General features: G+C 33.9%; 26 protein-coding genes. All 26 read left to right on the forward strand.

Annotated elements, in window-relative coordinates:
* Position 1 precedes the first annotated feature (1 nt).
* The 26 genes from rpsS to ribB are packed head-to-tail and all read left to right on the forward strand — an operon-like array spanning position 2 to position 14,097.
* Complete coding sequence (rpsS, locus tag AAGD74_RS02050) at positions 2-286, forward strand: 30S ribosomal protein S19 (protein ID WP_006279181.1); 285 nt, start codon at positions 2-4, stop codon at positions 284-286.
* Positions 287-291: 5 nt separating this feature from the next.
* The gene (rplV, locus tag AAGD74_RS02055; protein WP_007549821.1) at positions 292-639 is read left to right on the forward strand and encodes a 50S ribosomal protein L22; all 348 of its coding nucleotides are present in this window, start codon (positions 292-294) and stop codon (positions 637-639) included.
* Positions 640-678: 39 nt separating this feature from the next.
* On the forward strand, positions 679-1,293 hold the full coding sequence (gene rpsC, locus AAGD74_RS02060) for a 30S ribosomal protein S3 (protein ID WP_010962753.1): 615 nt from the start codon (positions 679-681) through the stop codon (positions 1,291-1,293).
* 14 nt (positions 1,294-1,307) lie between these two features.
* Positions 1,308-1,721: a 50S ribosomal protein L16 gene (gene rplP / locus AAGD74_RS02065; protein ID WP_010962752.1), complete on the forward strand. Its 414-nt coding sequence runs from the start codon at positions 1,308-1,310 to the stop codon at positions 1,719-1,721.
* Between the two features lie 11 nt (positions 1,722-1,732).
* Positions 1,733-1,936, forward strand: coding sequence for a 50S ribosomal protein L29 (gene rpmC, locus AAGD74_RS02070; protein ID WP_006279350.1), 204 nt, complete (start codon positions 1,733-1,735; stop codon positions 1,934-1,936).
* A complete protein-coding gene (gene rpsQ, locus AAGD74_RS02075) occupies positions 1,929-2,165 on the forward strand; it encodes a 30S ribosomal protein S17 (protein ID WP_007549925.1) in 237 nt (78 codons plus the stop codon). Before rpmC ends, rpsQ begins: the two co-directional genes overlap by 8 nt.
* A gap of 13 nt (positions 2,166-2,178) precedes the next feature.
* Positions 2,179-2,538 (forward strand): 50S ribosomal protein L14, encoded by a 360-nt coding sequence (gene rplN / locus AAGD74_RS02080; RefSeq protein WP_006279348.1) that lies wholly within the window; start codon positions 2,179-2,181, stop codon positions 2,536-2,538.
* Positions 2,538-2,855 (forward strand): 50S ribosomal protein L24, encoded by a 318-nt coding sequence (gene rplX / locus AAGD74_RS02085; protein ID WP_006279347.1) that lies wholly within the window; start codon positions 2,538-2,540, stop codon positions 2,853-2,855. Before rplN ends, rplX begins: the two co-directional genes overlap by 1 nt.
* Positions 2,856-2,861: 6 nt before the next feature.
* Positions 2,862-3,395, forward strand: coding sequence for a 50S ribosomal protein L5 (rplE, locus tag AAGD74_RS02090; RefSeq protein ID WP_010962750.1), 534 nt, complete (start codon positions 2,862-2,864; stop codon positions 3,393-3,395).
* Between the two features lie 16 nt (positions 3,396-3,411).
* On the forward strand, positions 3,412-3,720 hold the full coding sequence (gene rpsN / locus AAGD74_RS02095) for a 30S ribosomal protein S14 (protein WP_006279345.1): 309 nt from the start codon (positions 3,412-3,414) through the stop codon (positions 3,718-3,720).
* Positions 3,721-3,741: 21 nt separating this feature from the next.
* A complete protein-coding gene (gene rpsH, locus AAGD74_RS02100) occupies positions 3,742-4,137 on the forward strand; it encodes a 30S ribosomal protein S8 (protein ID WP_007551150.1) in 396 nt (131 codons plus the stop codon).
* A gap of 16 nt (positions 4,138-4,153) precedes the next feature.
* On the forward strand, positions 4,154-4,699 hold the full coding sequence (gene rplF, locus AAGD74_RS02105) for a 50S ribosomal protein L6 (protein ID WP_007551152.1): 546 nt from the start codon (positions 4,154-4,156) through the stop codon (positions 4,697-4,699).
* Between the two features lie 5 nt (positions 4,700-4,704).
* Positions 4,705-5,076 carry a 50S ribosomal protein L18 gene (rplR, locus tag AAGD74_RS02110; protein WP_006279867.1) on the forward strand — a complete coding sequence of 124 codons (372 nt, stop codon included), beginning with the start codon at positions 4,705-4,707 and terminating at the stop codon, positions 5,074-5,076.
* Positions 5,077-5,088: 12 nt separating this feature from the next.
* Positions 5,089-5,601: a 30S ribosomal protein S5 gene (gene rpsE, locus AAGD74_RS02115; protein ID WP_010962748.1), complete on the forward strand. Its 513-nt coding sequence runs from the start codon at positions 5,089-5,091 to the stop codon at positions 5,599-5,601.
* A gap of 3 nt (positions 5,602-5,604) precedes the next feature.
* Positions 5,605-6,075, forward strand: coding sequence for a 50S ribosomal protein L15 (gene rplO / locus AAGD74_RS02120; protein WP_006279863.1), 471 nt, complete (start codon positions 5,605-5,607; stop codon positions 6,073-6,075).
* A 3-nt stretch (positions 6,076-6,078) separates the two neighbouring features.
* Entirely contained in the window at positions 6,079-7,407 is a 1,329-nt protein-coding gene (gene secY, locus AAGD74_RS02125) for a preprotein translocase subunit SecY (protein ID WP_341810710.1), read from the forward strand.
* A complete protein-coding gene (locus AAGD74_RS02130) occupies positions 7,404-8,045 on the forward strand; it encodes an adenylate kinase family protein (RefSeq protein WP_077188177.1) in 642 nt (213 codons plus the stop codon). The genes secY and AAGD74_RS02130 overlap by 4 nt, the downstream gene beginning before the upstream one ends.
* A gap of 59 nt (positions 8,046-8,104) precedes the next feature.
* A complete protein-coding gene (gene rpsM, locus AAGD74_RS02135; RefSeq protein WP_341810711.1) occupies positions 8,105-8,473 on the forward strand; it encodes a 30S ribosomal protein S13 in 369 nt (122 codons plus the stop codon).
* 24 nt (positions 8,474-8,497) lie between these two features.
* Positions 8,498-8,884, forward strand: coding sequence for a 30S ribosomal protein S11 (gene rpsK, locus AAGD74_RS02140; protein ID WP_015589137.1), 387 nt, complete (start codon positions 8,498-8,500; stop codon positions 8,882-8,884).
* 21 nt (positions 8,885-8,905) lie between these two features.
* Positions 8,906-9,973 carry a DNA-directed RNA polymerase subunit alpha gene (locus AAGD74_RS02145; protein WP_341810712.1) on the forward strand — a complete coding sequence of 356 codons (1,068 nt, stop codon included), beginning with the start codon at positions 8,906-8,908 and terminating at the stop codon, positions 9,971-9,973.
* Positions 9,974-9,980: 7 nt separating this feature from the next.
* Complete coding sequence (gene rplQ / locus AAGD74_RS02150) at positions 9,981-10,409, forward strand: 50S ribosomal protein L17 (RefSeq protein ID WP_007550873.1); 429 nt, start codon at positions 9,981-9,983, stop codon at positions 10,407-10,409.
* A gap of 23 nt (positions 10,410-10,432) precedes the next feature.
* The gene (locus AAGD74_RS02155) at positions 10,433-10,783 is read left to right on the forward strand and encodes a YraN family protein (RefSeq protein ID WP_338482384.1); all 351 of its coding nucleotides are present in this window, start codon (positions 10,433-10,435) and stop codon (positions 10,781-10,783) included.
* Positions 10,784-10,843: 60 nt separating this feature from the next.
* Positions 10,844-11,404: an ATP synthase F1 subunit delta gene (atpH, locus tag AAGD74_RS02160; RefSeq protein WP_010962742.1), complete on the forward strand. Its 561-nt coding sequence runs from the start codon at positions 10,844-10,846 to the stop codon at positions 11,402-11,404.
* Positions 11,401-12,942: a F0F1 ATP synthase subunit alpha gene (atpA, locus tag AAGD74_RS02165; protein WP_012673176.1), complete on the forward strand. Its 1,542-nt coding sequence runs from the start codon at positions 11,401-11,403 to the stop codon at positions 12,940-12,942. Before atpH ends, atpA begins: the two co-directional genes overlap by 4 nt.
* 9 nt (positions 12,943-12,951) lie before the next feature.
* Complete coding sequence (greA, locus tag AAGD74_RS02170; protein WP_077190318.1) at positions 12,952-13,446, forward strand: transcription elongation factor GreA; 495 nt, start codon at positions 12,952-12,954, stop codon at positions 13,444-13,446.
* Between the two features lie 6 nt (positions 13,447-13,452).
* Positions 13,453-14,097 (forward strand): 3,4-dihydroxy-2-butanone-4-phosphate synthase, encoded by a 645-nt coding sequence (ribB, locus tag AAGD74_RS02175; RefSeq protein WP_007549343.1) that lies wholly within the window; start codon positions 13,453-13,455, stop codon positions 14,095-14,097.
* Positions 14,098-14,147: the final 50 nt, after the last annotated feature.

Below are 14,147 nucleotides of genomic sequence, written 5' to 3' on the forward strand. Positions count from 1 at the left end.
TATGAGTAGATCTGCATGGAAGCCTCCTTTTTGTCATCCTTCTATATTAAAGTCGGTGAATAATGCTTTAAACAAGGGGTTTGTTAACATGGCTATAAAAGTTCATTCCAGGGCTTCTGTAATTCTTCCTAATTGTTTAGGTTTAAAGTTTGCTGTTTATAATGGTAAGGATTACATTCCTGTGAATGTTAATGATCAGAATATGATAGGTCATAAGTTTGGTGAGTTTTCACCCACTCGTAAATTTACTGGGCATAGTGGTGATAAAAAGGCGACAAGAAGGTAATTGATATGAAAAACAGAGATGTAATAGTTAAAGCTGGTTCTAGGGTTTTAAAATCAACTCCTCGTAAATTGAATTTGGTTGCTGGTTTAGTACGTAATAAAAAAGTTTCTTTTGCCACTGTGCAATTAAGATTTTGTGAAAAGAAAGCTGCAGGTCTTATAAGGAAGGTATTAAATTCTGCGATTGCTAATGCTCAAAATTATGGATTGGATATCGATAATTTATATATAAAAGAAATTTTAATAGGTAAGTCTCTTACTTTGCGTAGGGTATGTCCAAAAGCTATGGGTAGAGCTAATAGAGTTAGTAAACGTTATAGTAATATAACTGTAAAATTGGGGGAAATTATATGATTCATAAAAATAGAAAATTAATAAGGAAAGTGCAAAAATATGGGAAACGTTAATCCTAAAGGATTTAGGTTAAAAATAATTAATACTTGGTCATCTATTTGGTATGCTGAGAAGGGTTATAAACAAGGGTTGCATCAAGATTTATCTATTCGCAGTTATATAAATGAATCTTTTAAGCATGCTGGTGTTTCTAAAGTAATTATAGAGCGTACGATCGATTTGGTATCTGTAATAATACATTCTTCTAGACCTGGAGTGATAATAGGTAAGAAAGGCTCGGATATTGAGAAGATAAAGCAAAAGATAGCTGAAAAAGTAAAAAATAATGTGGAAGTGAATGTAGTAGGGGTTAAAAGGTCTGAAATAGATGCAGTTTTAATATCAAACAGCATTGCACAGCAGTTAGAAAAAAGGGTTTCATTTAGAAGAGCGATGAAAAAAGCTATTCAAAGTTGTTTGAGGATGGGTGCTAGAGGTATTAAAGTAAGTTGTTCTGGGCGCCTTGGCGGAGCTGAGATAGCTCGTACTGAGTGGTATAAAGAAGGCCGTTTGCCTTTGCATACTTTACGTGCTAATATAGATTATGCTTTTGCTGAAGCAAAAACTATATATGGCATCATAGGAGTTAAGGTCTGGGTTTATATTGGTAACTAATTAGGTATATTGAAATGTTTATTCCTAAAAAAAGTAAATATAAAAAAGTATTTAAAGGACGAATTAAGGGTAACACGAAAGGTGGTAGCACATTATCTTTTGGAGATTATGGTCTAAAGGCTATGGAAGCAGGTAGGATTCAATCTAAGCATATTGAAACTGCAAGGCGTGTAATATCTAGAACATTAAAACGCTCTGGTAAAGTGTGGATAAGAATTTTTCCTGATACCCCTGTTAGTAAAAAGCCGGCGGATGTGCGTATGGGTAAAGGGAAAGGTAGTGTTGAGTTTTGGGTATTTAAAGCTAAGCCCGGTAGAATGTTGTTTGAAATTAGCAGTGATGTTCCCATGCATTTAGCAAGATTGGCGCTTGAAAAGGCAACTGCTAAGCTTCCTATGAAGTGTAAATTTGTATCTAATCATAATTAAATGGAGTTGCAATGGATATAGCTGACATTGAATCGAGGTCCTCGCAAGAATTGCATGAAATTCTTGTGAATTTGAGAAAAGAGTTTGTTAATTTGGTTTTTCAAAAGAAGCTGGGCCAGTGCAACAATATTTCGCGTTTTAGCTTAATAAGAAAGAGCATAGCTCGTATTTTAACTACATTAAATAAAAGAAGAAGAGAGGAAAAGAATGCCTAAAAAGGTTTTTTGTGGTACTGTAACTAAGGCTAAGTGTGATAAGACTGTAAAGGTTTCGGTATTACAAGTGTATAAGGATGAGCTGTATAAAAAGGTTATAAAAAAATACAAGAAGTATACAGCACATGATGAGAATAATAGTTGTAAAGAAGGGGACAAGGTTTTAATACAAGAACACAAGCCTATTTCTACTACTAAAAAATGGGTTATTGTTAATAGCTCACATTGAATAGGATATTTATATGATTCAAAAAAATACATTGTTGGAAGTAGCTGATAATTCTGGCGCGCGTGCAGTGCTTTGTATTGGTTTATTGGGTGGTAGAAAGTCTGCATCTATAGGTGACACAGTTATTGTATCTACTAAATCTATTACTCCAAGAGGGAAAGTTGAGAAGGGAAAAGTATATAGAGCAGTTGTGGTGAGGGTGAAAAGCCCTATTAGAAAATCTGATGGTTCTGTAATTCGTTTTTCTAGCAATGCTGTAGTTTTGATTAACGATCAAGGTGAACCACTTGGCACTCGGGTGTTTGGTCCGGTAAAAAAGTTATCATCTGGTTCTTTTATGAAGATAATGTCATTAGCTGTTGAGGTTTTATAATGAGTGCTAAAATAAAAAGTGGTGACGACGTTATAGTTTTAACTGGTAAAGATAAGGGAAAAATTGGTAAGGTAATCAAAGTTATAGCACGTGATGCTAAAAAGAAAGTAATTGTTTCTGGAGTGAATGTGCATAAGAGACATACTAAACCAAAAGCTGGTAGTAGTGGTGGTATATTAAATAAAGAGTTAGCTATTGATATATCCAACGTTGCAACATTGGACCCTAAATATAAAACTCCAACTAGAGTGGGGTTTAAGGTTATAGACGGTAGAAAGGTGCGTTTTGCAAAAGTTTCTGGAGAAGTGATAGATTAGGTTGATATGTTTAAAGAATTGTATAAAGATAGCATAGTAAAGTCCTTGAAGGATAAGTTTAATTACGGCAATATAATGCAAGTGCCTAAACTTGTCAAGGTGTGTATCAATATGGGCGTTGGAGATGCTGCTACAGATAGTAAAGCAATAAATGAACCACTTGATAGCCTATATTTGATTGCTGGGCAGAAGCCTTTATCAACTTTTGCAAAAAAATCTATTTCTGGCTTCAAGATCAGAAAAGGTGCTACAGTAGGTTGCAAAGTAACTTTGCGTAGAGATAAAATGTATGAGTTTTTAGAAAGATTGATATATATTGCTTTGCCAAGGGAAAAAGATTTTAGAGGATTTAGTGTGAAGCAATTTGACGGTAATGGTAATTTTTCCTTTGGTATAAAGGAACATATCTCGTTTTTAGAAATAGACTATGATAAAATAAGTAAAATTAGAGGTATGGATATTAATATTATAACAAGTGCAGTTAGTGATAAGGAAGCAAAGGAATTATTACTGGCTCTTAAATTTCCTTTTTTTGATTAATTGAGAGGAGAAATATATGGCAAAAAAATCTATGATAGAAAGAAATCTTCGCAGAATAAAGTTGTGCGATCAATATAAAGAAAAAAGAGAAAAATTGAAATCTATAATAAATAATAAGAATTTGTCTATTGTAGAAAGGTTTACAGCTCAAAATAAATTAATTAAAAAATTGCCTAGAAATTCTTCTAAAACCAAAATTAGAAATAGGTGTGCTTTAACTGGGAGACCAAGAGGAGTATATAGAAAATTTGGTTTATGTAGAATTGTTTTGCGTGATTTATGTTCTTTTGGGCAAATTCCAGGAGTTACAAAGTCTAGTTGGTAAATATAATATAAGGAGTATATTGTGGCGTTATCTGATAGTATTGGTGATTTTTTAACAAGGATACGTAATGCTCAATTGGCAATGCATAGGGCAACAAGGGTACTATTTTCTAAGATGAATTCTTCTATATTGGAGATTTTAAAAGAGGAAGGGTATATCCTTGATTATGAAAAGCAAGTTGTAGATAATTTACCTTCTTTCATTGTAAAATTGAAGTATTATGAGAAGTCACCTGTAATTAGTGACATAGTTAGGGTGTCAAAGCCTGGTTGTCGTCGTTATTCTAAGTATAAGGACATTTCTAAAGCATATAATGGTCTTGGTATTTTTATTATATCGACACCCAAAGGAGTGATGACTGATTATAATGCACATAAGTTAAAGGTTGGTGGAGAAGTTTTGTGTCGTGTGTTTTAAATAATAGGAGAAATTCATGTCTCGTATAGGTGCTGCTCCTATCAATATTCCTGCTGGTGTTTCAGTTGAATATAATAATGGTAGTATGTTAATAAAGAGTGCTAAGGCTGAAAAGGAAGTTAGCTTGATCAGGGATGTTGTGTGTCAGATTATTGATAATCAGCTATTGCTTTCTGTTGATCAAGATAAAGATAATTATGATAAAATAAAGCCTATGTGGGGCACTTATAGGAGTAATATTAATAATATCATTAACGGCATGGTTGATGGTTTTTCTGTTAATCTTGAGATTAACGGTGTGGGATATAAGGCAGAGTGTGATGGTAAGTATTTGACTTTATATCTTGGTTATAGCCATAATGTTAAATATAAAGTGCCTAAAGATGTTGAGATTAAGTGCATAAAGCCAACTCACTTAGTAGTTAGTGGTATGGATAAGCAGAAGGTCTATATGGTGGCGTCTGATATATGCAAAATTAGAAAATATGATCCTTATAAAGGTAAGGGTGTTGTAATAAAAGGCAAATTTATGCTGCGTAAGGTTGTAAGTAAAAAGAAGTAATAAAAATGAAAAGATCGTATAATTTTTTAAGTAATTCTGAAAAAAGGAAGTTACGTAATAGAGCGAAGCTTGACAAGAGCGCTGAACGTTTACGTATATCCATATTTAAATCTAATAGGCATTTTTATGTCCAGTTAATTAATGATGTAAAAGGAATAACTCTCACTTCAGCTTCTACTTTGGATGCTAAAATTAAGGATGTATGTAAAGGGAAAGTCAACGCTGAAACTATAAAACAGGTTTCTTCTTTAATGGTTGAGCGTCTGTCTGGCATGAAATTAGAGCAGCAGCTTACGTTTGATCGTGGAGCGTATAAATACACAGGATTAGTTTCTCAATTTGCTGAGGCTTTAAGAAGTTCTGGATTTGAATTTTAGAAGGTTTTGAATATGGCTATAAAGAATTTACAAAATAATAATGATTTATCAGAGCTTTTAGTTTCGGTACGAAGAGTGACAACGGTTACCAAAGGTGGTAGAAGATTTTCATTTTCAATTTTGGTTGTTGTTGGCGATGAGAAGGGTAGGGTAGGGTGTGGAATAGGTAAGCACGCAGAAGTTGCTGAAGCAAGAGTCAAAGCTGTAAATGCTGCAAAGAAATCAATGATTAGAGTGTACTTGCGTGAAGGTAGAACTTTGCATCATGATATTAAAGCTAAATTTTGTTCTGGTGAGATAGTTTTAAGAACCGCAAGAGCCGGAACAGGTATTATTGCTGGTGGAGCGATTAGATCAGTTTTTGAGGTGTTAGGTATAAAGGATGTGGTAGCTAAATCCACTAGATCAAATAATCCTCATAACGTTATATGTGCGGTGTTTAAGGCTTTTGATAGTATGTTATCTCCTCGTCAGGTAGCAAGCAAAAGAGGCAAAAAGATTAGCGAGATAGTTGGAAACAGGTAAAGTATGAATAATGCTGTAAAATTAAACTCTATATTTACTAAATTATCTAAGAAAAAGAAGCCTAAGTTGCTGGGTAGAGGTATCGGTTGTGGTAAAGGTAAAACATCCGGTAGAGGGCATAAAGGGCAGAAGGCTAGAAGTGGAGTTTCTATAAATGGTTTTGAGGGTGGACAACAGTCTATATATACTCGTTTGCCTAAAAGAGGTTTTAAGCCTATACGTAGGAGCATATACTCTATAATTAATGTTGGCGATATACAGCGCTTAATGGAAGCTAAAAAAATAGTGAAAGACTCTGTTATAGATAAGGAGAGGCTGTATAAATTAGGTTTTATAAAGTCTATTAAGGATAAAATTAAACTTCTTAATAAAGGTAAGTTGAGCGAAAAATTTGTGTTTCATGTTGATTTTGCGTCAGAAGCTGCAAAAAAATCTGTAGCTTCAGTTGGTGGTAGTGTGGAAATACTATCGTAAGTCATGGGCAATAAATCAGCATTTAATAGCTTGGATCCTACGTTGTTATATAAAGGCGATTTATTAAAGCGTATATTTTTTACGCTAATAGCTTTAATTTGCTATCGCTTGGGTACTTATGTCCCTATTCCTGGAATTAATCTTGATGTAATTAATGATATATTTCCCAAAGATGGCTCAGGCGTTTTTGGAGTATTTAATTTATTTTCTGGTGGTGCATTGGCTAGAATGACAATTCTAGCATTGAACGTTATGCCATATATAATGGCTTCTATCATTATTCAGTTACTTTCTTCTGCGATTAAAGGAATGAAGGAAGTTAAGAATGATGGAGAGTCAGGCCGTAGAAAGATGAATTCTTATATACGCTATCTGACCATAGTAATTTGTGTATTTCAATCAATTCCAATTTTGGTTGGATTGGAAGGGATGAATAGGGAAGGGGTATTGGTTGTAATCGAACCTGGTGTTATGTTTCGTACAATAGGTGTTTTCAGCCTTTTAGGTGGAACTATGCTTTTAATATGGCTTGGTGAACGAATCAGCGCTAGCGGTATAGGCAATGGTATCTCATTAATCATTTTCACGGGTATAATATCAGAGTTACACAGCGCTTTGTCATCTTTGTTAACGTTAAATAAAAACGGTAGCGTATCGTTATTTATTATCCTTTTTGTTTTGGTATTGTTTTTTTTGCTGCTACCCTTAGTCATTTTTGTAGAGTCTTCTTATAGAAAGGTTATTGTTCAACATCCTAAAAAGCAATTTAAAAGATTACATAATGACGATTTTACTTATATTCCATTGAAGATTAATTTATCTGGTGTAGTACCAACCATTTTTGCTAATGCAATTTTATTGACACCTATTTCAATTGCAAATTTCTATAAGGGGCACGCTTTTTCTGATTTTATTTTGAATTACTTTATGGCAAATAAAGTAGTATATATTGTAGCCTATTTGGTGCTGATAGTATTTTTTAATTTTTTCTATACCAATTTTATATTTAATCCAGAGGAAAACGCAGATTTTCTTAAAAAAAATGGTGGTTTTATACCTGGTAGAAGGCCTGGGAAACATACTTCTGATTACCTTCAAGATATAGTTTTTAAGTTGACATTCATTGGCTCTGCGTATTTGGTAGTCATATGTACTGTACCTGAAGTTATGAGATATTATTATGATATACCATTTATTTTTGGTGGGACGAGCTTACTGATTATAGTGAACGTTATTACTGATACTATTATGCAAATACAATCTTATATTTTTTCAAATAGGTACGACAACTGGATAAAGAAATATGAGTCTAAAACGAGGAAAGTAAGATGATCATTACGATTTTTGGTCCTCCAGGTTCTGGTAAAGGTACTCAGTCAAGCTTGTTAATAGCAAAATATAATTTAAAATTAATTTCAGTAGGGGATTTATTAAGGAATATTATATCCAGCAGTAGTGAGTTAGGTAAAAAAATAAAGGGTACCGTGGAATCTGGTAATTTAATTCAAGATGAAATTATATGTGGATTATTACGTGACCAGATTGCATTAGTGGATGATAATTGCTTATTAGATGGTTTTCCGAGAAATTTAAACCAGGCTCATTTTTTGACTCAAGTTTTGCAAGAAAAATATAATAGGGATGTTGACATTGTAGTTGAGCTGCAGCTTGACGATAATATTGCAATCGATAGGTTAAAAAATCGTCTCGCGTGTTTGGACTGTAAAAGCATATATAGTGTATCTTCTTTTAAGAGTACTACTTGTGCTAAATGTAAAAGTACGAGGTTAGAGAAAAGAATTGATGATGCTGATATGTCTGCAATTAATAAGAGAATAAGTGAATATCACCTTCAAATGAAAGGTTTACGCGAGTATTATAAAGGCAAATTATTAACAATTGACGCTAATTTGAGTGTTGATGAGGTAACGCAAGAGATTGAAAGTAAAATTTCTTGTAATTTGGTTTGACTCTGAGTTGTTTTATGGTATAAATTAAGAGTTGTTATTAATAAAGTATCGAGGTACCAGTGGCACGTATTGCAGGCATAAATATTCCAGTGAGGAAATGTGTTCCTTTTGCATTAACTTATATATATGGTATAGGTATTGCTACTGCGAATGTAATTTGTCACGCTTGCGAAGTTGATAAGCGCAAACGTGTTTCAGAATTACGAGATGAAGATATAGAAAAGATCAGCGGTTTCATTAGACAAAATTATGTTATAGAAGGTGAGCTCAGAAAAGAAGTGGCTATGAACATGAAATCTTTAGTGGAAATGGGATGCTATAGAGGGGTGAGACATAGAAAAGGTTTACCTGTGAGAGGGCAAAGGACTCATACTAATGCTAAGACTCGTAAAGGTAGATCTCGGTTGCCTATTGCTGGGAAAAAATAAAATTTATTATTATTGTGAGTTTTAATGAAAAAAGTCAAAACGGTTAGTAAGAGTAAGAAGGAGTTTATTACTGGTGTTGTCCATATTCGTGCAACTTTTAATAATACTTTTGTAAATGTAACTGATGTTCATGGTAATACGCTATGTCAAACTTCTGTGGGTGCATGTGGTTTTTCAGGTTCGAGAAAATCCACACCTTATGCTGCAGGTAAGGCTGCGGAGTCTGCTGCGAAGAACGCAATGGAGAGATTTGGTATGAAGGTTGTCTCTGTAATAATTCGCGGTCCTGGCTTTGGTACCGAAGCTGCGGTTAAAGCACTTCAGAGCTGTGGGTTGACTGTGACTTCAATTGCAGATAAAACCGCAATTCCTCATAATGGGTGCAGGTTAAGAAAAAAAAGAAGAGTATAGGATATTTGAAAAGGTTGTTTTATGTATTATAATAATGATGTTTCTCTCTGTAGCAATTTAGATAAATTGATTAAACCTAGTTCAGTTAAGGTAATATCAGATGATTCAAGTGAAAAAAGTGATATAGTGCTGGAACCGTTGGAAAGTGGTTTTGCTTTAACATTAGGTAATGCATTAAGACGTGTAATGTTATCTTCTCTTAAAGGTAGTGCTGTTTATGGAATAAAAATTGAAGGTGTAACTCATGAGTTCACTTCAATTCAAGGGGTGAGAGAAGACGTAACTGATATAGTATTAAATATGGGTATGTTGAGGTGTAAATTAAATGGTGCTTCTAATAAATGCTTAAATTTAAACGCTAAAGGGCCTTGCCAGGTATTAGCTGGGATGATAGAAACTGATGATCAATGCTCTATTGTGAATAAGGATTTATTAATATGTACGCTGGGGCAAAATGTAGAGCTTAACATGACCATATATGTGGCTAGCGGAAAAGGTTATCTTCCTGTAATTAAGTATAAAGAAAACGAACTTTTGAAGCTTATGAGTGAACAGGATTTAATTGGTTTTATTCCAGTTAATGCTTTGTATAGCCCTGTCAACAGGGTTTCGTACAGGGTAGAGAACAGTCGTGTTGGCCAAGTGACTGATAAGGATAAGCTGATATTGTCAATTGAAACTGATGGTACAATTTCTCCGAGTCAAGCTGTTGACTCTGCTGCAAGAATATTACAGGAGCAACTTCAGCCCTTTATTAGTTCTGATGTAAGTTATAAAAAATCGCAGGTTTCTTCGTCTAGTGGTGCTAAAGATTTGGGTTATGACCCTGTCTTATTGCGTAAGGTAGATGAAATGGAATTATCTGTCAGGTCTCATAACTGTCTGAAAAACGAAAACATCACTTATATAGGTGATCTTGTGCAAAAGACAGAAGGTGAAATGTTAAGAACTGCTAATTTTGGCAGAAAGTCTTTGAATGAGATTAAGGCAGTTTTGACTAATTTTGGCTTGTCTTTGGGTATGAATGTGCTAAACTGGCCACCTAAGGATATAGATGAGTTGGCTAAACAACATACTGGTGAAGATTAGGTGATATATGAAACATGGAATAAAAAAACGTAAACTATCTCGTTGTACTGAACATAGATTATCGACGTTAAAGAATCTATCTATCTCATTAATTAACCATGAGCAGATTGTAACTACTTTACCAAAAGCTAAGGAACTTCGTCCATATGTCGAAAAGTTTATTACAATTGCTAAGAATAAGAATACTTTACATGGTAGAAGACTTTTGCTTTCACGCCTTCATAATAGTAAGTTAGCAGTTGATAAGTTATTAAACGTCTTAGCCAGCCGTTATCAAGATCGTAAAGGTGGGTATTCTAGAATAATAAAATTTAGCACTCGAAAGGGTGATTGCGCTTCAATGGCAGTGATAGAACTGGTTGATAGGGATATTGCAGCAAGAGGTAAGGTTTATAGTAAAAATAAAGAAGGAGGCAAAGTAGTTACACAAAGTTAATTGTTATCATAATTGTTCTTCTTGTGGTAAGTAGGTTACGCTACTTTGTAGGTTACTTTGGCGAGTTATTAGTTTTAGTATATTTAAAACTGAAATGGTATAGTGTTATAAAACGCCGTTACCGTTGTAAGTTCGGTGAAATTGACTTGATTGTATCTAAAAAAAAGGAGCTGATTTTTATAGAAGTTAAAACAAGTTTACTTGGAAAAGAAATACCGATATCTCATCTTCAATGTCAGTCTATTATAAATTCTTCTAAGTATTTCTTAAGTAAAAACCTTAGTTTTTTAGATTATTCAGTCAGATATGATTTATATTTTCTTTCCTTAAAGAGAAGACCTGTTTATATAAAAAATGCTTGGATTGAAGAATGAAAGATTTGTAGCTGAATTAATTTAGATTTACTGGATTTAATTAGATTTACTGGATTTAATATGAAAAAGACCCAATACAATAATTTAGTTTCATCTTACGCTAGAGTGCTATTTCATGTCTCAGGAAGCAGGTTAGGTATTATAAGGAAAGAAGTAGAATTTTTGTTGGCTTTTTTTAAGGATCAACGTGATGTTTTTGTGTACCTATCTCATCCTATGATTTCTTTTGCACACAAAAAAGAAGTGATGCTTTCTATAAATGAGCACTTGAGTGAGAATTTAGTAAAATTTATTATGGTTATATTTGCAAATAAACGCTCTAGTTTATTGATCCTTATATTAGAAAAATTCTTAAGTCTTGCAAGAGAAAATGAAAATGAATTCGAAATTACTATAAAGTCAGCAGAAACTTTAAAGGAATCTGATATAAAAATAATTACTGAATCTTTGAGCTTTCTTGGTAAAATAATAAAAGTAAGCAATGTGGTTGACCCTTCTATACTAGGTGGCTTCGTAGTTAGGTATGGTTTTAATTTGATCGATGCTTCGCTAAAAAGTTACTTGGATAGGTTAGTTGACTTAAGTAAAATGGAAATATTAAAAGTAAGGAATTTTGTATGAAGAACAGTATGAATGTTTCTGAGATAGCAAGTATAATAAGAGAAAAGGTTGAGACGTTTGATAATCCTATAAAGCGGGAAAATATAGGTGAAGTAATTTCAGTAACAGATGGTATCGCATTGGTTTATGGGCTGGAAAAAGCAAAATTCGGTGAAAAGGTATTTTTTGCAAGTGGTGTAGAAGGAATAGTTCTCGATTTAGATCATGATACGGCTGGAATAGTTGTGCTTGGTAATGACCGTGATGTGAAAGAAGGGGACGTTGTAAAATGTAGTGGTGATGTTGTGCAGGTGCCTGTAGGGCATGAATTGTTAGGGAGAGTTGTAAATGCGTTGGGCCATCCTATGGACGACGGTGGGGAAATTAGAGCCAAAAACAGAATGGATATAGAATCTAAAGCGCCAGGCATTATTGATCGTAAGTCTGTGCATGAGCCACTGCAAACAGGAATTAAAATTATAGATTTGCTAATTCCAATAGGTAGAGGGCAGCGTGAATTAATTATTGGTGATAGACAAATTGGTAAAACTACTATTGCGCTTGATACTATTATCAATCAGAAGAAGATTAACGATGAGGTAAACGAAAATCAAAAAGTTTACTGTGTTTATGTTGCTATTGGGCAAAAAATTTCAACAGTAGCAAAAGTGGTAAATAAGCTGAAAGAAAGCGGAGCATTAGAGTATACAACTGTAGTTGTGGCTAGTGCATCTGACTGCGCGCCTATGCAATTTTTAGCACCTTATGCTGGTTGCACTATTGGGGAATTTTTCCGTGACAATGGAATGCATTGTTTGATTATATATGATGATTTATCTAAGCATGCTGTGGCATATAGGCAGATGTCTTTATTGCTCAGACGTCCTCCTGGTCGTGAAGCTTACCCTGGAGATATATTCTATGTACATTCTCGCTTGCTTGAAAGAGCTGCTAAAATGTCTGATAAAAAAGGGCAGGGTTCTTTAACTGCTTTGCCAATTGTCGAAACTCAAGCTGGTGATGTATCTGCATATGTGCCAACAAATGTTATTTCAATTACCGATGGGCAGATCTTTCTTGAGTCTGAATTATTTTATAAAGGATTTCGACCTGCAGTAAATATAGGTTTGTCAGTTTCACGGGTTGGTTCTGCTGCACAACTAAAGTCTGTGAAGAAAGTTGCTGGTTCTATAAAGCTAAGCTTAGCTCAGTATAGAGAATTAGAAGATTTCGCAAAATTTGGTTCTGATCTTGATGCTAGTGTTCAATTATCCTTGAATAAGGGTAAATATCTTGTCGAGTTATTAAAGCAAAAACAACATTTACCTATGTCAATAGAAGAACAAGTAGTGCTGATGTATATTTTTTCTAACCTATATAATCAGTTAAGTAAAATACAAATAAGTTACATTAATAAATTTGAACATGATCTTATTAATTATTTTCATACTGTGCATCCTGGGGTTTTAAAAAAGTTGTCAAATGACATGAGTGATGATATAAAAGGTGATATTTTTAACATTGTGAGTAATTTCGTTACTCAATTTAATTGCGTTTAGGTGGTGATTATGGCTTCATCCATTATTAATAAATTTCCTATAACGAGTGAAGGTTTTGAGAATATGCAAGCCGAACTTGAAAAATTAAAGGAAGAAAAACCTTCTGTGATACAGGCTATTTCTGATGCTCGTGATCAAGGTGATTTGTCTGAAAACGCAGAGTATCATGCAGCACGGGAAAGGTTAGGTTTTATTGAAGGCCGTATAATGGAGATAGAAAGTAAGCTCTCACATGCGGAAGTAATAGAAGTAAAAAATTTGTCTGGTGATTCAGTAATGTTTGGTGCAACTGTGACATTAAGCATGTTAAGTGATAATAACGGTGAAGTGGAATATGTTTATAAGGTTGTAGGCGAATATGAAGCTGATGTTTCAAAGCAGTTAATATCTACTAGTTCACCACTTGGGAGTGCCTTAATCGGCAAAAAAGTCGGTGAATATGTGGAAGTGACAGTGCCAAATGGAGAGAAATTGTATAAAATAGTTAAGATTGAATTTAAGTAAATTATTATGGTACAGGCCACTTATGCTTCAATGAGTCTACCAGGTATTTCTTCTGTGGAAGATGTATTAGAGGATGCTCGTTCCGGTAAATTATTCATTTTAGTTGATGATGAAAATAGAGAAAATGAAGGCGATTTGATTGTCTTAGCTGAGAAAATAAAGCCGGAACATATGGCTTTTATGGTTAGGTACGGTACAGGGGTTGTTTGCTTAGCAATGACTAAATTTCACATGAAAAGGTTGGGCCTTAATTTCATGGAAAAGAAAAATATTGGTGAAAATCATACCGCATTTACTACATCAATTGATGCACGTTATGGCATTACAACCGGTGTTTCAGCAGAGGATAGAACGAAAACTATACATGCTGCTATCAACAAGGATGGTACTCAGGATGACATCATAACTCCAGGTCATGTTTTTCCTGTAATTGCACATAAAGGTGGGGTGGCACAACGTGCTGGTCATACTGAAGCGAGTGTTGAAATGGCGAAGTTAGTAGGGTTTGATCATTCAGCAGTTATTTGTGAATTAGTGAATGATGATGGCTCTATGATGCGCTTACCTCAGTTACTTAAATTTGCTGAACAACATAAAATTAAGTTAACTACCATCGACAAACTTATCAGTTACGTTAAAAATTTAAACTAGCGTTTATAAATTTGTATAATTTAAGTGTTAAAATATAGAATTTCTATAAA

Source organism: Wolbachia endosymbiont (group A) of Campoletis raptor (assembly GCF_964026755.1).
GTDB classification, from domain to species: Bacteria; Pseudomonadota; Alphaproteobacteria; order Rickettsiales; family Anaplasmataceae; genus Wolbachia; species Wolbachia pipientis.